This is a genomic window from Cytobacillus oceanisediminis, from assembly GCF_007830235.1.
GTDB lineage: Bacteria > Bacillota > Bacilli > Bacillales > Cytobacillaceae > Cytobacillus > Cytobacillus oceanisediminis.
The window spans coordinates 54,997-73,289 of sequence record NZ_VLKI01000012.1 but is presented as its reverse complement, the minus strand read 5'-3'; the positions used below and the strand labels follow the sequence as shown (position 1 = coordinate 73,289).

Below are 18,293 nucleotides of genomic sequence, written 5' to 3'. Positions count from 1 at the left end.
TAAAAATCTTCTTCAGGAAGATTTTTTACGTATAAGGAAAGAAGGGATATCATTTGAATAAAGCAGTGAAGGAGACTTTGTGGACGAAGTCTTTTATTATGCTGATGGTCGGGAATTTGTTTGTGTTCATGTCGTTTCAGATGCTGATTCCGACTTTGCCTCCATATATTAAGTCGATCGGGGCTTCCGGCCTTGAGATTGGGCTGGTGACGGCACTGTTCTCGATCGGTGCAGTTTTGAGCCGGCCGTTTATCGGATTCATGCTGGAGTATAAAGCGAGGAAGCCGCTTGTGCTTATCGGTGCAGTTGCGCTTCTGGCAATTACGATTGTTTACCCGCTATCAAGTGTTGTGGTCATTTTCCTGATGTTCCGGTTCATTCACGGGCTGGCATGGGGCTGGTCGACAACGGTTAATGGAACAGCAGCAGTAGATGTGGTGCCGAATTCCCGCCTTGGCGAGGGGATGGGCTATTATGGCCTATCTGTTACAATCGGGATGATTATTGCGCCAAGCCTTGGGATTTATTTGTACCAGGTTACTTCGTTTACGAATCTTATTTATATCTCGAGTGTTCTCGGCGTAATCGCGATTGTGCTTCTGGCAATCGTCCATTACCACACGCCTGAAGCTGTGCAGAGGACGCGCAAAGAGGATCTCAAATTCTCTTACTTGGGATCTTTAGTGGAAAAATCAAGCTGGTTTCCTGCTTTCATTACAATCATTGTGACGTTCGGATATGGATCGATTGTGACATTCATTGTGATTTTTGGAGAAGAACGGGACATTGATCAGATTTTTCTATTTTACTTATTCAACGCGATAATGGCTTCGCTGTCGCGGCCAGTTGCCGGTAAGTGGTTTGATCAGCGGGGAGCTAAAGGGCTCGTGCTTCTTTGTACGTTCCTGACTTTCATCGGCATGTGGGTGCTTTCGTTTGCCCATTCGAATTTGTTTATCATCATAAGCGGAATCCTGTTTGGGGTCGGCTTTGGTTCACTTATACCAACTCTTCAGTCATGGACACTTTCCATGACGCCGTCTAACCGCCGCGGGGTAGCGAATGGGATGTTCTTTTCATCGATTGACCTTGGGATCGGATTGAGCGGGCTTGTGTTTGGCGTGCTGGCACAGTTTGTGGAGACAGCAGCGCTTTTTCAAATCTCAAGTGTTTTCCTGATTATTGGCATGATTGTTACCATTTTGCATGGCAGAAGGCGGGCAGCCATCCGGGCACAGCAAGTATCATAAAAAAGAATGAAAACTGGCAGTCAGGAATATATATTTCTGTCAGCCAGTTTTTATTTTTTATTGGGTGGTATTTAAATAAGAAGATATCTTTTTGACTATTAAAAATGTTACACAGAAATACAACAATGTATCAAAAATGATAGGGAAATGAAATTTTTTGCAGAAAAATTTTTGTTACAATATAAGGATAAAGAGTGAAAATTGGCGCATTCTGCGTTTTTTTAATAAAAATGAATAAGTTGGGGTCTGGTATTGTCCAGCTCCACAAGGAGAACATTGACAGCATAATCATTGCACGACTAAAAGCGTTTGCTTTTAGGTGGAGCGCCTACACCCCTCGAGGTCATAAGCCAATCCCTTTCAGAAGGGAAGAACACCTTCTGAAAGGGCTCGTCTTATGCTTGCCGGGGGTGAACAAGGCGCTTAGGCATTTCAAATAAGCACTGCGGGGGATCAAGATGACATTAGAGAAGCAGCTAATCAATAAATCCTATTATCAGACCTTCATGGAAGGCAATGAAAAGGTGCATCCAATCAGGGTTTTGGGTGAGATGTATGTGGCTGAGCAGCAGAACGAAGTGCCCGATTTAACGTATATCCGCTTTGCACAGGGAGAGGTTTATTTCCTTAACAAAGACTATGAAGCGGCTATTTTTAAATGGGAAAACATCCCGAATGAATTGGGGCCTTGGGCACAGAAGAATATGGCGGATGCCTACTTTGAGCTGGATCTGCTTTCAAATGCAGAGGACTTTTATAAAGCAATTGAAACCGAGTCTGATGTGTTGAAAACGGAAGTGCTTCTGCAGCTGTTTTCACTGTATATACAGCGAGGCAAGCTCGAAATGGCGGTTGATTCCATTAAAAATGCGGTTCATTTAAATCCGGATTATCCGGATGTCACCGATATGGCGAGAGGCTTCTTTGAAGAGCACAGCGATTGGGGCAATGCGGTTGAGCTGGCTGTTAATGAAGCAATCCGCACGGAGTCACTGTCCTGGTTTGAGGTTCTGCATTCCTATGTGGAACAGGGGCGTACAGCTAAAATAGAGCCGAACTATTTCAGCGAAGCATTGGTGACTTTGTTTAAAACAGACGAGGCACACTTTGAAAGCCTATCAGCGGCAATGTGGAATAGCTATAAGCAAAATGATCTGTATTTTTCATGGCTTAAGGAGTTCAACCACTTGCTGCTGAATATTGAGCCAGGGCGGTCCCATACGTGGCAGCAGCTTTCAGAGCTCTATAAAGATACTTATTTTGAACTAATCAACGGCAAGCATCTAATCAGGGATTTGTCCCATTTAATACCGAATCATTTATCCAACTGGATAAAAATTGCGGCGCCTTCCCACACGCTGGTTTCTGCAGCAGCTGTGCTGGCTTGGAGCGAGATTTTCCCTTCTAATATTGACGCTTCTGCTGTCAGCGAGGCGGAAAGCCTTGTGAGCCAGTCTGTACGTTATCAGGATGGTATGGAGGAAGGGTTTAAGCTTTTCGAAACTGTTATGAAGTGGGCGAAGGAAAAAGGTGTCTTAATGGGCGAGCGGTTCGAATGGATGGTCCGTGAGCTTTTGGATTTAGATTCTAACCACCTGCTGATTGCAGGTTCGGCTTCAAATGGAAAGTCTTCTTTTGTAAACACTTTGCTTGGTGAAGAGCTAATGGGCGATGCGACTTCAGCTTCTGTGCTTTTCAAGGATGCCGATGAAGCGGAAATCCATGCGATAACAGATGAAGATGTAAGGAGCATTTCCGACCTTGAGGATTTCAGGCAAAGCGCGGAAAAAAGTCAGCATACGCTCATTCACTGCAAAATGCCAGTCTCCTTTTTACAGGAAAATAGGCTTGCCCTGATTGACACTCCGGGACTGGCCGGGCAGAGCAAGTTCCGAAATGGTGCGTTTCAATATCTGCATTTGGCAGACAGCATGCTGTTTGTCCTGAATGCCGATTCGCCACTGACAGATAAAGAGCTTGATATGGTTGTCAGAATGAGGGAACAGGCTCCGGAGCTGCCAATCCATTTCCTTCTGAGCAAAATGGATCGGGTTCCAAACAGCCAGGATGCCATGGAACTGGTCGAGGAAACCGCCTCAAGGATCAATACTTATTTTCCAAAGGCCAAGGTGTTCGCATTCTCCACCCATTATGAAAGCCAAAGCCAGCTAAAAGAGTTATCTGCCTTTATCCGGTCGATGATGGACGGACGAAAACTGAAAGAGGAACGTACAGCCAAAGTTCTGTATTATATTAAGAAATCCATTAAGTTCCTGCTTGAAAAACGCGTGGAAATGGAAAATAGCTTGATTGATACGATTAAATGGAATGAAGAAATGGTTACCAAGCTTACCGGAGCGATCAATCAGCTGAGTGATATGGAAGAAGAAAAAGTCCGCACCATTAAAAAGTCTTACAGCAAAATTAAAGATGAAATGAGACAAGATCTGAAGAAAAAGATTCCTGAACTGCTGCGGAATAGCTCTGAATTGGTTACCGAAGACAGCGATTTTGGAAAAATCCATGATGAGCTGAATGACGAAATGAATAAGCGAATTCATGAATATATTGAAGAGACGGTGCTGCCGGACTTCCATGTTTCCATTCAGGATTGGATTGCGGAAAGCGAAGGAGAGTTCAAGGATAGCCAGGCATATCTGAATGAAATGAGCGAAAGCTTTAATGAACTGTACGGTGAGGAAAAAGTGACGCTGGATTGTGATTTTAAGGTGCTTGATGACTGGCGCCGGGATGCAGACCGCATGACAAGGGGAAGCGTCCAGCTGGAAAAGGTCAATATTCTGAATCGCTTCTCGCCATCGCAATTCTTGCTGAAAAGCGCAGGCAAGCTGCTTGGGGCAATTCCGCAAAATAAAGGAATGCTCCATAATAAATACAAGCAGTATATCGAGAATGAGGATTACAGCGAAATCGCTGAATCGATTACAGATAAGTTTATGCAGCAATTCGAATTATTCGAGAAGTCGCTTGAACGGGATATTAAGATGTTCTTCCGAAATCCATTCGATGTGCTGAATAAAACGGTTGAAGAAACACATGAAGAGATTGAAGAAAATAAACAATCCTTAAGCGACATGCGCAAGAACCCTGAAATTTACCGCGATCCGCTTACTCTGTTTGAACTGAAACTCCGCCAGTTTGAGTGGATGACAACGGCAGGGGAAAGGGTTAAGGAATATCGTTAATAGCTGGAGAGGAAGATGCGATGAGAGCATCTTCCTCTTTTTTTGAGAAGGATCTGTTAAGCTCATTGTTGATGGAACGGAAGAGGCGAGATCCTCGGAAATGCCTTCGCATTTCCCTTGTGCGTTGTTGATTCAAGGAAGCTGATTTGGGAGACCCCACCGGCTCTGGGCGCCAAGGAGGCTTCCGGACCGCCCGCGGTTCGCTGAGCGTCTGGAGTGGAATTCAATAGGCAAAGTTTAACAGAGTCTTCATGAAAAAATTTATTAAAATTGAAAGCGCTTTCCTTTGTTATTGCGAAAAAGTATTATATGGCTGTTTAAAGCTTTTAATTGTGGATTATTAATATTTTAATATAAATTAGTGTATTTTTATAGAGAACAAATGTCCTCTATAGGTAGAAAAACCTCTTGATTATTTTCAAGATAGGAGTAAAATAAAGATTAAATTTTCAGAGATTAGGAGATGTCAGGATGAAAGTCGTGAAGTTTGGAGGATCCTCTTTAGCATCCGGAAAGCAAATCGAGAAGGTTTTTAACATAGTGACAGCTGATCCAGAGCGGAAGGTGGTCGTGGTATCGGCTCCAGGGAAGCGATTTTCAGAGGATCATAAGGTTACAGATCTATTAATCGCCTGCGCGGAAAAACAGCTGCAGGGGGAAGATGCAGGAGAATTGGCGGGCGCCGTGCTGGAGCGGTACGGCCAAATTGCCGATGAATTGGGACTGGCTCCTGACATTAAAGATATTATTAAGCAGGATCTGTTTGAAAGGCTGGATTGTGATAAAAGCAATCCTGAAGTGTTTATGGATCTTGTCAAAGCAAGCGGCGAGGATAACAATGCAAAACTGGTAGCAGCTTATTTTCAGCAGCAGGGAGTGGAAGCCAGATATGTGAACCCGAAAGAGGCCGGCCTGCTCGTCAGTCCGGAGCCAGGGAATGCGCAGGTGCTTTCTGAAGCATATGAAAACCTTTATAGGTTAAGGGAACAGGACGGAATCTTAATTTTTCCAGGATTCTTTGGCTACAGCCGGGATGGGGAAGTGTTCACATTTTCGAGAAGCGGATCGGATGTAACTGGTTCTATACTGGCGAATGCAACAAAGGCAGATTTATATGAAAACTTTACGGATGTGGATGCTGTTTATGCGGTTAATCCATTTTTAGTTGAGCGGCCGAAGGAGATTAAGGAACTAACATACAGGGAAATGCGCGAGCTATCCTATGCAGGCTTTACCGTATTGCATGACGAAGCGCTTGTACCGGCGTTCCGTGCAGGGATTCCAGTACAGATTAAGAATACGAACAATCCAGCTGCACCGGGGACAAGGATTGTGAATGAGCGGGACAATACAAACGGGCCTGTCATCGGGATTGCGAGTGACCAAGGTTTTTGCAGCATTTATGTCGGAAAATACTTGATGAATCGCGAAGTTGGATTCGGGCGCAAGCTGCTGACGATCTTTGAAGAGTATGGTCTCAGCTATGAACATACACCATCTGGAATCGATGACATCTCGATCATCCTGCGGGAAGACCAATTCAAGGACGGCATGGAAAAAGAAATCCTCAGCCGCATTGAAACAGAACTGCATGCCGATGAGGTGAAGGTCCAGCACAGCCTTTCGCTTATTATGGTGGTAGGCGAAGGCATGCGCCAAAACATTGGAACCATGGCCAGAGCTTCCAAGGCGCTCGCTAAAGCGAAAGTGAATATGGAAATGATCAACCAGGGTTCATCGGAAGTGAGCATGATGTTCGGCGTTAATGCAGTGGACGAAAAACGCGCGGTGCAGGCATTATATGATGAATTCTTTGCTGCGGTGGCGGCGGTGTGAGGCAGACGGGAATGCTATCCATCGTTTAGGGTAGCGGTAATGGGATCTAATTAAAGAAAAACGGTATCTGCAAGTATATGAGCCTTGTAGGCAAAAAACAACATAATTCGAATGATGGAGTACCCGATTCAGACTGGGGTGCTCTTTTTTATTGGAGGAGATTAAATTTAATAAAGTTCATCGTGGTCAATGCGCTCTGCCTACTAATTAAACTAGAATAATTACAAGTTGCAAATAAAAAGGGTAAGTTGCTAATAAAATTAAAAAGTTGCAAATAAAATAAGAAAGTTGCTAATAAAATCCTCTAACTTACAAATATACAGGAATTTTCTTTTGGAAAGGGGGATTTTCAGCTAAAAATCACCTGCTAAACTGATGAAATTTCATCCTAAATTATAAAGTTTCCGGCTTTTTGCAAGAAAACACCTGATATTGCTGTAAATTTCTCAAGTTGGTCCTTATATGTGCTGGCTCACTGTTTTTGATAATGAATCAGACTCTATTATTGTTTTTCAATCAACAGCCAGTTTAAGGGCAGCCTCTAGTTGGAGGGCACCATCTACATCTTTCCAAAAAAGCTTTTCCGCCCAGGCGGCGTAAACGACGAGTGGATTTCGGAAAGTCCTCTATAACCGCTTGCCAAGCTCAAAGTCACGCCGGAGGATTTCCTGTTTAGGCATCAGGTCAACACTTACAATGATAAAGATTCTGTCATGAAGTCAATGGTAAAAGCGCAGGTGCTGAATAAATGGATTTCAATCAAACATTTGATTGAAAAGAGAAGCTTAAGGGGAATTCCTTAAGTTTTATTTAATTTGCAGCAATTTAAAGAATGAAAAAACTAAATCTATCCAAAATAAGAAGAAACTTTTTCAATTCTGGAAGGAGCAGGTTTAATGAAAAGAATAGTGTTGTTGGGGCTGCTATTGTTATTTCCGCTAAACGTGCTGGTTTGGCCATGCAGTGCCGCAGCGGAGAAACCATGCATCACTCAATCAGAGGTAAATTTTGAAAATGAGTTCAGGAGACTTTGGATTGATCATGTATTGTGGACAAGCAATTATATTACAAGTGCAACAACTGCAGGTGCGGAGGATCAAAAGCAGGTGCTGGCGAGGCTGCTGAAAAATCAGGAGGATATCGGGAATGCTGTCAAGCCTTATTATGGCGAGGCAGCTGGGAACAAACTGACAGAGCTGCTTAAGGAGCATATTGTTATTGCAGGGAATATTGTAGATGCGGCAAAGAGCGGAAATGGAGACAAAGTGAATCAGCTGGACAAAGAATGGGCATCGGAATGCTGATGATATTGCGGCGTTCCTAAGCGGCGCCAACCCCCATTTGAAAAATGAAGACGTGAAAAAACTATTGTATATGCATTTGGAATTGGTAACAAATGATTTATCTGCAAGCTTGGTAAAGGATTGGGATGCAAGAATTGTTTCTATTGATGAAGGATTTACACATATTATCATTATGGCAGATGCCATCTCTGGAGCGGTTGTGAAGCAATTTCCGGACAAATTTAAAAGCTGATATTAAGGAGCTCCAGCACAATGCTGGAGTTTCTCTTATTTTTCCTTTGACAAAGCTGGCTGTCCCATTATAAGCTAATGAGCGTGTCAAAAATAGAATTGTAAAATTTTCACATATAGAGGGAGGGGTATCCGCTGTGTCAGGGGAACAGAGAAAAAAGATGATCATTTTAATGATCAATATGTTTATTGCAATCGGAAGCTTTGGGATTATTATTCCGATATTGCCTGCTTATTTGGAATCCATTAATCAGGGGGGAACGGCAGCAGGCCTAATGATTGCCATTTTTGCGGGTGCCCAGCTTATTTTTTCTCCTATTGCGGGAAAATGGGCAGACCAGTACGGCCGCAGGAAGATGATCATATACGGATTAGCCGGCCTGACATTATCCATGCTAGTCTTTTATGCGGTGGATTCAATTTGGTGGCTTTACTTTTCGCGGGTAATCGGAGGGATAGGAGCTGCGCTGCTGATTCCAGCCATTTTTGCGTACATCGCTGATATTACAACTTTGGAACAACGAGCCAAAGGGAATGGACTTGTCTCAGCTGCGATGTCACTGGGGATAGTTGTCGGACCCGGAATTGGCGGATTTTTGGCAGACTTTGGGCTGAAAATGCCATTTTTGATTTCAGCACTCGTATCCCTTGTAGCCGTTATTTTTTCAATCGTGTTACTGGAGGAAAGCAGTACATTGCAGCAGCCGGCTGCTGAAGATATGCCTGAAGAAGAAACAATGGTTAGGAAGCTGGCTATGTCCGTTAAGAAGCCTTATTTCATCCCGCTTATTATCACATTAGTGATGAGTTTCGGGCTGATGGCTTATGAATCGGTTCTTGGACTTTATCTTGATAACCAGTTTGATGCAACTCCACAGGAAATCGCCATTATGGTTACATCAACAGGGGTTATTAGCGTTATTGTCCAGCTTTTTGTAGTGGATCGTGTTGTCAGCAAATTTGGGGAAGGAATGGTGCTGAATATCTTTTTGGCTGTTGCCGCATTAGGCTTCCTTGTGTCGCTGTTTGCAGGCAGCTATGCGCTTTTCTTCGTCATTTCGCTTATCATTTTCCTGGCGACATCCATCCTGCGTCCGGTGTTAACGACGCTTATTTCAAAAATGGCCGGCAATGAGCAGGGCTTTGCGATGGGCATGAATAATGCCTATATGAGCATCGGAAATGTGCTTGGCCCGACCATTGCAGGTGTGCTTTACGATGTTCGGATTACGTATCCTTTTGTACTTGGCTTGGCTTTATTGCTGGTTACATTATTTATTACAGTTGCTTGGCAGAAGCGGTCGCCGAAGCCTAAAGCGGCTGTGTAGTGAAAAAAGCTTGGAGACAATGTCTTCAAGCTTTTTTCTATGGCTTTTTTTACAAGAGAGTAATTTTCATATCGCTAGATTAAGCCCTATAATAAAGATAATGATTTTGTTGGACAGGTGGGCTGCAATATGATGGACCATATTAAGGAGAAGATGAATTTATCGGATTACGATAATGTGTTGATTGCGGACGAACAGGGGTCCGTTATTTTTTATGATTTGGCGGATCTGAATGTGCTGAAGGAGCTCGGGCAGAGGCCTGAGGAGTTTATGGGGAAGCATATTACGACTTCTTTTAAAGACCTTTCTGAGAAAAACAGCACGATTTTACAGGTGTTAAAAACAGGAGAAGCGATATGCAATGCGGAGCAGGAGCTGATTACGAAGACAGGCAACACCTTTGTTACCAGGAATTCGACCTATCCGATTATCGAAAATGGCAAGGTGATTGGTGCGGTTGAGTTTTCAAAGCATTTTTTTGCAAAGGAAAATATTCAATCGCTTGATAAATATGCGGGGAATAAGGTTTACCGTAAAAACAATACGATTTATACGATTGATAATATTATTACCGGGAATCCTTGGATGGAGAGGGTTAAGGAGCAAATACGGAAAGTGGCGCGAACGAATTCGACCGTACTCATCTATGGAAAGACTGGGACAGGCAAGGAGATCGCGGCGCAGGCTATCCATAATTTGAGCGAGCGCTATGAGAAGCCGTTTACCTCATTGAATTGCGGAGCGATTCCGGCAAGTCTGCTTGAAAGTACCTTATTCGGGACGACGAAAGGAAGCTTTACCGGATCTGAGGATATGCCTGGTTTATTTGAGCAAGCCGAGGGCGGGACACTATTTTTGGACGAGATTAATTCCCTTGACTTTGATCTTCAGGTGAAGCTTCTAAAAGCGATTGAAGAAAAAACAATCAGGAGGCTCGGAGGCAAGAAAAATATTGCACTGAATATTAGGGTGATTTCAGCAACGAATGAGGATCCGGATATTTTGCTAAGGGAGAACCGCCTTAGAGAGGACCTTTTCTACCGGCTGGGGGTTGTGCAGTTTGACTTGCTGCCGCTGCCCCAGCGAAAAGAAGATATCGAATTGCTGACGGAGTATTATATCAATTTTTATAATGAACATATGAATATCTTGATAGAACGGGCAGATGAGGAGGTAATGGCACTCTTTCAGCGCTATGATTGGCCGGGTAATATAAGAGAATTAAAGAATGCGATTGAAACGGCCTATAATCATGCAGAATCCAATGTCATTACAATGGAGGATATTCCAGAGAGAATCCGCAGATACAGTGAAAAAATGCCAGGGACTTTAGCTCAAAAAGCGGTCCAGCCATTAAAAGAAGCTGTGGAGCAGTTTGAAAAGGAAATGATTATGGCTGAACTGGAAAGGTCCGGCGGCGTGATCGCGAAGACTGCTAGAAAGCTGGGGCTTTCCAAGCAATCCTTGAAATATAAAATGGATAAGTACATGTTGAGGTAAAAATATTTTTACGGAGGGGGTGAAAATTTTCACCCTCTTTTTGTTTTTGGTAAATAACCATTCACCTAATATTCACTTAATTACATTTTTGAAACCTTTTCATTCCTGGGGTACGGGCGATTAGGAGCTTGGTGTTTAAATAAATTTAAAAAGTTGGCATACAACTTGCATCTATTTAGAAAAGCAGAAATATTGTTGGCGAAAGGAAAACGGTGATGATGATGACTAAAGGATCTATCTACTTCAACGGAAAAATTTTAACTGCTAATCCGGAACAGCCTTATGCAAGCGCGATGGCAGTATTGGATGGCAAAATCATAGCGGTCGGCGAAAAGGAAGAAATGCCAGAAATAGACGGCGATCAAATTGACCTGCAGGGAAAAAGAGTGCTTCCAGGCTTAATTGATGCCCACTTGCACCCTTTGTATTTGGCGAATGCAGCAAAGCAAATCCCATGCACACCTCCTGTTGTGTATTCGATAGAAGATTTAATTGCTGAAATCAAAAAGCAGGTTGAAACAGAGGGGAAAGATAAATGGGTTGAGGCCTGGGGATATGATGAAGGAAAACTGGAAGAAGGGCGAACACCAACGCGCTGGGATCTTGACAGGGCAACACTGGAGGTTCCGGTTGTTGTAACCCGTACTTGCGGCCATATTGTTTCAGTGAACAGCATTGCGCTGGAATTAGCCGGGATTACGAGGGATACGCCAAATCCGTTTGGAGGAGAAATAGACCGGGATGAAGAGGGAGTACCGACGGGCATTTTGAGGGAGAATGCGAGAAATCTAGTTTTTAAGGCTATGCCTGTCCAAACGCTTGAGGATAATGTAAATATTCTTGCAGAGCTCAGTCCGTTCCTGCTTTCTCATGGGATTACGGGCATAACAGATCTGCTGGCAAGGAAGGAAACCTTTGAATATATCGATTTGTACAATGAAGCAGCCGGAAGAGGGCTTAAACAGAGGTCAGTTCTTTATTATGTGAAGGAGGATCTGGAGGAAGAGCATGCCTTTACTAAAACTTCCCTTGATCGAGAAAACCAGATTTTTATAGGTGGAATGAAAATGTTTGCTGACGGCAGTGTTTCCGGGCAAACGGCGTGGGTCAACCCGCCATTTTTGGGAAGAAAAGAAAATTCCGGCATTCAGATGACAACGAGGGAAGAGCTTTTGGCAGGAGCGGAAATGGCTGAAAGGAATGGCGTCCAGCTGGCTATTCACGCGATGGGTGAACAGGCGATTGACTTAATCGTGGATTCATTCCATGGCAGGAAGGGGTGGCTTCAGGATTTACCATCCATCCGGATTGAGCATGCTGCCATGCCCACCGATAAAGCCCTGAGACGCGCAGCGGAAGCGGGAATTGCGTTTGTTCCGCAGACGGTATTCCTTTTTGCCGAGATTGAAAGCTATATAAAAAATCTGGGAGCGGAAAGAACGAAGAGGAATTATCCTGTTAAAACGATGCTGGAGTCCGGAATTCTGACTGCCCTTTCCTCAGATGCGCCTGCGACAGCCTGGGCTGATCCGGTCAATCCATTTATCGGCATTCAATCCGCTGTAACACGAGTGGCTTATGATGGTACAGACACAGGCCAGGAAGAACGGGTTGATGTGGAGACAGCGATTGAATTGTATACACGTGAGGCCCAGAAGATTACTCGGATTCCAGGCGTCGGGCAATTAGCTGAAGATTATTATGCTGATTTCATTGTGCTGGACCGCGACATTCTGGCTATTAGTCCTGAGGACATCGGTGAGGTGACGGTTGAGAGAACGTATCTTGGCGGGGAACTGGTTTTTGAGAAAGAAGCAGTCTCGGAGAAATTATAAAAAACACAATCTTCCAGGAGGTATAGATTTGGCTAATTCAACTTTAAATCCTGCAATAGAAAATGTCAGAGAAGAAGTTATTAATTGGCGGCGGCATCTGCATCAAAATCCGGAGCTTTCTTATCATGAGGAAAAGACTTCAAAATTTGTTTATGAAACATTATTATCTTTTGGAAATCTTGAGGTCAGCCGTCCGACAAAGTATAGTGTGATGGCCCGGCTGGTTGGATCGCAGCCCGGTAAGATACTGGCTATTCGAGCTGACATGGATGCATTGCCGATCCAGGAGGAAACCGATATAGAATTCAAATCGAAGAACCCTGGAGTGATGCATGCCTGCGGACATGATGGACATACAGCCATGCTTCTCGGGGCTGCAAAAATTCTCTCCGAAGTGAAGGAAGACATTAAAGGGGAAGTACGTTTCTTTTTCCAGCATGCAGAGGAGCATTTTCCTGGCGGTGCCCAGGAAATGGTCGATGCCGGGGTGATGGATGGCGTGAATATGGTCATAGGAGCGCATTTGATGTCTGACCTTGATGTGGGGAAAATTGGTGTGGTTTATGGTCCGATGATGGCCTCTACTCACGCTTTCTGGATAACGGTCAAAGGAAAGGGCGGACATGGGGGAATGCCCCATGAAACGATCGACAGCATTGCGATTGGGGCTCAGGTTGTCACGAATCTTCAGCATGTGGTAGCCCGGAATACAGATCCACTGGATCAGGTTGTTCTTTCGATTGGCAAGTTTGTCGGCGGGGAAGCAGGGAACGTCATCGCCAACTCGGTAGAAATTACAGGGACCGTTCGAAGCTTTGATGTGAAGTATCGTGAAATCATGCCGGATCTTGTAGAAAGAGTAGTGAAAGGTGTAACGGAAGCGCACGGTGCTGATTATGACCTTAAATATATCTGCGGCTATTTGCCTGTTGTAAATGATGAGGAAGTGACAAAGATAATTGAAGACACAGCCCGTGAATTATACGGGGAGGAAGGGCTGGACTTTCCGAAGCCTAAAATGGGGGCTGAAGATTTTTCAGCATACCAGCAAAAAGCACCTGGTGCCTTTTTTATGATAGGTACAAGGAATGAAGACAAAGGGATTGTCTTTCCTCATCATCATCCGAAGTTTGACATTGATGAAGACTCATTGGAATATGGCGTTAACATGTTTGTAAATGCTGTTTTTAACTATTTGAAATAGGGACCTTTCAGGCTGTTTTTCTTTACAGCCTGAGAGGGTGTTGTGAAGATAATAATCTGAAAATTATGTAAATATATTCAAGCATTAAGGTGAAAATAGGAGGTCTTGTATGGAAGTTAACATTAGCCCAGTCAGTGAGGTTAAGGTAAAGAACAAGAAAAAGTTTCAGCTTCCCCATGTGTATGTCATCCTTTTTATTATGATGGCTCTTGGATTTCTGGCAACTTATTTGGTGCCAAGCGGTTCTTTTCAAAGAGCAGAGACCGCTACAGGTGCAAAGGTCATCATTCCGGGTACATTCGAGTATGGAAATAACGTCAACCTTACACTATTTGACTTTATATTTGCAATCCCAAATGGGATGGTGCAGGCCGGGGCCATTATCTTTGGAGGATTGATGATGGGCGGGCTTGTAGCGGTACTTGATAAATCAGGACTGCTGCCTCTTGGTGTGCGAAAAATTGCTTCCCTGCTTCAGTCCAGAACCATTTTGGTGGTTCCTATACTCATGACCCCGATTGCTATTTTTACAAATATCACAGGTGCCATGGAGATGTCATTGCTTTATATTCCTATTATTGTTCCACTTGTCATTAAAATGGGCTTTGACCGATTTACAGGATGTGCGCTTGTCCTGGTCAGTACAGTAGCAGGCTTTGCCACTGCCGTAACAGCGCCGGCTACTCTTGGCATTGCCCAGCAGATCACGGAACTTCCGCTCTATTCAGGAGCGCTGTACCGGGTAACTATTTTTGCAACTATGACAACAATTGGTATAGCTTACGTATGGAGGTATGCGCGGAAGATTCAAAGAAATCCTGAGTTTAGCTATGTATATGGAGATGGAAAGGACCAAAGTTTCATTGATAGGGAAACTGAGGATTCCTCTGAAAAATCGAGTAAACGCCAAAAACTGGCATTCATTGTGCTGGGGCTTGGCATTATTGTCATGCTATACGGATTGTTTGTGTGGAAGTGGTACTTTATTGAGCTTGGAGGATGGTATGCTTTTCTTGGAATTGCAATAGGCTTGATTTGCGGAATGACTCCAAGCAGAATTGCGGAGGTTTTCCATGACGGGTTTAAGATGATGCTTCTGGGCGTATTGTTAATCGGTATCGCCAGATCCATCTCAATCATTCTTGAAAGCGGAAATATCCTGGATACAATTGTTTTCGGCATCAGCCGGCTGGTAGGTTCCCTGCCGGGTGAATTAGCTGCTGTGGGAATGCTAGGTATTCAAGGTTTATTTAACTTCCTGGTTGGCTCGGGAAGCGGGCAGGCCATGATTATGATGCCTATTATGACAGGGATATCCGATTTGCTGGGAGTTACACGCCAGACGGCTGTATTGGCCTTCCAATTTGGGGATGGTTTTACCAATGTGCTATACCCGACAGCCGGCCCGTTTATGGCTACGCTGGCGCTGGCGCATGTTGGCTATAGTAAGTGGCTTAAGTTTATTTTGCCTTTAATGGGTATTTGGATTGTGCTTTGCATTTTATTCCTGGTGACGGCTCAATTAATAAGTTGGGGAGCAGGGCTTCAATAAATAGATAAATAAAATGGGGGGCAATATATGGATTCTTTTATGAATTTTGTTGCGAGGGTGTCAGAGTTTACAACCGTGCCTTTAATGATCTTGCTGGTAGGAGGGGGAATCTTTTTAACGATTAAGCTGGGGTTCTTTCAGTTTAAGTATTTCCCTCATATTATGAAGTTGACGTTCGGCAGCATGTTTAAAAAAGGTGATGGTGAAGGGACGGTTACTCCGTTTCAGGCTGTTTCCAGTGCGCTAGCATCAACTGTCGGAGCAGCAAATATAATTGGTGTTCCGGTTGCGATTGCGCTTGGCGGCCCCGGAGCTGTCTTTTGGATGTGGATGGTTGCGATTATCGGAATGGCCACGAAGTATTCGGAGGTTGTCCTTGGTTTAAAATACCGTACGACCAATAAAAAGGGAGAGTATATAGGCGGGCCGATGTACTATATTGATAGAGGCTTGGGCTGGAAGAAAACAGCTATCATGTTTGCGGTTATACAGCTGCTTGTGGTGTTTGCGAGTACTTCAGTTCAATCGAACTCACTTGCAGGCGCATTTAGCGGATCTTTTCAAATTCCGCCTATTGTGACTGGAATCGTTGTAAGTGCCCTTATTGTACTCGTAATGTTTGGAGGGCTGACTTCTATCGGCAAGTTTGCAGAAAAAGTCGTGCCTTCAATGGTTGTCCTGTATTTAGCAGCCTCGTTAATCGTTATTATTCTTCATATTGATGCCGTTCCAAATGCATTTTATATGATTTTTAAATATGCATTTACCCCTATTTCAGCAGCAGGTGGTTTTGCCGGGGCGGCAGTTGCAGCAGCGATTCGCTGGGGTATAGCAAGAGGGGTATACTCCAATGAAGCGGGCATGGGGAGTGCAGCCATTTTTCATGCCGGAGCAAAAATTAAACATCCGGCATCACAGGGGTTCTGGGGTGTGTTTGAAGTCTTCGTCGACACGATCGTGGTATGTACGATTACAGCCGTTGTGATTCTTTCAACCGATGTATGGCAAACAGTGGAGGCATCTGCTGCAGCCGGAATGACAGCCCAGGCGATGGCATCAGTCTTCGGCAGCGGTCCTGCTGGCCTTATTATCACCGTAGCGGTGTTTATCTTTGCTTTTACCACGATTTTGATGGTTGTTTATGCAGGGGAAAAACAGGCTGAATATCTATTTGGCTATAAAGCTTCCATTGTGTCCAGATACATTTTTATCGGTGCGGTTCTTTTTGGTTCGGTTGGCAGCTTGCTGCTTGTATGGTCGCTGCTGGATATAATGCTGGCACTTATTGTTGTCCCTAATATGACTGCACTTCTGTTTTTGAGCGGAAAGGTGAAAGATATTACAGTTGATTATTTTACAAATTATTATAAGAAAGATCCCAGTCCAGATCCCGAGGTATTGGAAAGAAAAATAAACTAATTTAATTTGTGGCAATTTTGTGAAAGAAGTGCAGATTGATTGACATTATTAAAATAGCGTAGTATTCTGAAAATAACAAAAATTATTGAGCGAATGACGGCTGTGGGAGAGAGCAACGATGATGCCACCGAAGGAGCAAGCTTCAAAAATGACCCTTGAAGCAAATCTCTCAGGTAGACAGAACCGCAGCGGGACGCATCTCTGGAGAGCGCGCATGAATAATGCGACACCAAAGGGGTTAAACTCTCAGGTAAAAGGACAGAGAAGGGGGAGGAAGATACTGCCCCTATCTGTCCTTTTTATATGGTTACCAGTTTGTTTCCAGAAATGCGGATGGAGGAACTCAATATGAACACAAATATTAATGCAAATCGGGCGACATTGCTGATATCATGTCCTGAAAGGCCGGGCATCATTTCAACGGTATCCAATTTCTTATTGGAGCATAAAGCGAATATTGTCCATTTTGACCAGCATACGACCGATCCGCTGGCAGGCATCTTTTTCATGCGGATTGAATTTGATATGAATGATTTTGATGAGTCATTCCCGAAATTGAAAGAGGACTTGCCAGAGATGGCCAAGGAATACTCAATGGAGTGGAAGCTTAGCGGCAAGGGAGAACGCAAGCGGATGGCAATCTTTGTTTCAAAAATGGACCATTGCCTGCTCGAACTGATCTGGCGCTGGAAGTCAAAAGAGCTTGAGGTGGATATTCCTTTGGTGATCAGCAATCACCCTGATTTGAAGGAAGTTGTGGAGGGCTACGGGATTCCTTATTATCATATTCCGATTACGCCTGATACAAAAGCCGAAGCCGAGCAAAAGGCGGTGGAGCTGCTGGATGGGAAAGTGGATTTCATTGTTCTGGCGAGATACATGCAAATTCTTTCGCCAAGCTTTATTTCCAAGTATCCGAACAAGATTATCAATATCCATCACAGTTTCCTGCCGGCCTTCGTGGGAGCCAATCCTTATGCAAGGGCGTTTAACCGCGGAGTCAAGCTGATTGGGGCTACAGCCCATTATGTAACGAATGACTTAGATGAAGGGCCGATCATCGAGCAGGATGTGCAGCGCGTCAACCATCGCCACACTGCACAGGACCTCAAAATCGCCGGCCGCCATGTGGAAAGGCGAGTCCTCGCCCAGGCAGTGGAATGGCACGTCGAAGACAGAGTGATCGTGCATGGGAATAAGACGATCGTGTTTTAGGTACCTGGTACCACCCGAATTTTGCCGAAAAAATAAGATAGGGCATCCTAGAGTTATATAAACATCATGAGAGAAGGTGAGCAAACATGAAAAAGAAAAAGTTATCAATGCTTGAAATGATAAAAGAAAATAAAGAAGAGCTTTTGAAGGATCGCCGTCAGCTTGAGAAGATTGAAAAGAAGATTGACGATAAATATGCAAAAGCGCAATAGGGAAGAACGCCCGGCCTGGGTTTGAGGCCGGGCGTTTTTTTACGCCTAATAAGCCAATGGCTGTGGTAATGGAGAGGACCGTTACCATTCGTACCCATGGAAGAGGAAAAGAGAAAAGAAGAGGAACAAAAGGGCTTCGATCGTGCCCGCTGAATGGGAAAAGGGAAGAGAAAGGGAACGAAAGGGCTTCGATCGTGCCCG

At 44.2% G+C, this 18,293-nt stretch carries 11 protein-coding genes, 1 pseudogene and 1 riboswitch; all 12 genes and pseudogenes read left to right on the top strand.

All coding sequences use genetic code 11. The annotated features are described in order from the left end of the window. Positions 1-98 precede the first annotated feature (98 nt). The 12 genes and pseudogenes from IQ19_RS18035 to IQ19_RS17980 all read left to right on the top strand — a co-directional run bounded on the left by IQ19_RS18035 (position 99) and on the right by IQ19_RS17980 (position 18,092). Positions 99-1,250: an MFS transporter gene (locus tag IQ19_RS18035; protein ID WP_144543912.1), complete on the top strand. Its 1,152-nt coding sequence runs from the start codon at positions 99-101 to the stop codon at positions 1,248-1,250. A 458-nt stretch (positions 1,251-1,708) separates the two neighbouring features. Next, positions 1,709-4,456 carry a dynamin family protein gene (locus tag IQ19_RS18030; RefSeq protein ID WP_144543816.1) on the top strand — a complete coding sequence of 916 codons (2,748 nt, stop codon included), beginning with the start codon at positions 1,709-1,711 and terminating at the stop codon, positions 4,454-4,456. Between the two features lie 471 nt (positions 4,457-4,927). Further along, on the top strand, positions 4,928-6,292 hold the full coding sequence (locus IQ19_RS18025) for an aspartate kinase (protein ID WP_144543814.1): 1,365 nt from the start codon (positions 4,928-4,930) through the stop codon (positions 6,290-6,292). 896 nt (positions 6,293-7,188) lie between these two features. Then, a pseudogene (locus IQ19_RS18020) lies at positions 7,189-7,828 on the top strand (glycosyltransferase). A gap of 136 nt (positions 7,829-7,964) precedes the next feature. Further along, positions 7,965-9,155, top strand: coding sequence for an MFS transporter (locus tag IQ19_RS18015; protein WP_144543812.1), 1,191 nt, complete (start codon positions 7,965-7,967; stop codon positions 9,153-9,155). Positions 9,156-9,284: 129 nt separating this feature from the next. Then, positions 9,285-10,655, top strand: coding sequence for a sigma-54 interaction domain-containing protein (locus tag IQ19_RS18010; RefSeq protein ID WP_144543810.1), 1,371 nt, complete (start codon positions 9,285-9,287; stop codon positions 10,653-10,655). A gap of 215 nt (positions 10,656-10,870) precedes the next feature. Then, complete coding sequence (locus IQ19_RS18005) at positions 10,871-12,490, top strand: amidohydrolase (protein WP_242021038.1); 1,620 nt, start codon at positions 10,871-10,873, stop codon at positions 12,488-12,490. A 28-nt stretch (positions 12,491-12,518) separates the two neighbouring features. After that, complete coding sequence (locus tag IQ19_RS18000; protein WP_144543808.1) at positions 12,519-13,694, top strand: M20 family metallopeptidase; 1,176 nt, start codon at positions 12,519-12,521, stop codon at positions 13,692-13,694. Between the two features lie 109 nt (positions 13,695-13,803). Continuing rightward, positions 13,804-15,246 (top strand): YfcC family protein, encoded by a 1,443-nt coding sequence (locus IQ19_RS17995; protein ID WP_144543806.1) that lies wholly within the window; start codon positions 13,804-13,806, stop codon positions 15,244-15,246. A 27-nt stretch (positions 15,247-15,273) separates the two neighbouring features. After that, positions 15,274-16,665: an alanine/glycine:cation symporter family protein gene (locus tag IQ19_RS17990; protein ID WP_144543804.1), complete on the top strand. Its 1,392-nt coding sequence runs from the start codon at positions 15,274-15,276 to the stop codon at positions 16,663-16,665. Between the two features lie 93 nt (positions 16,666-16,758). Beyond that, positions 16,759-16,861: riboswitch (glycine riboswitch) on the top strand. A 152-nt stretch (positions 16,862-17,013) separates the two neighbouring features. Continuing rightward, on the top strand, positions 17,014-17,880 hold the full coding sequence (gene purU, locus IQ19_RS17985) for a formyltetrahydrofolate deformylase (RefSeq protein ID WP_144543802.1): 867 nt from the start codon (positions 17,014-17,016) through the stop codon (positions 17,878-17,880). A gap of 86 nt (positions 17,881-17,966) precedes the next feature. After that, on the top strand, positions 17,967-18,092 hold the full coding sequence (locus IQ19_RS17980; protein WP_110067014.1) for an FbpB family small basic protein: 126 nt from the start codon (positions 17,967-17,969) through the stop codon (positions 18,090-18,092). Positions 18,093-18,293: the final 201 nt, after the last annotated feature.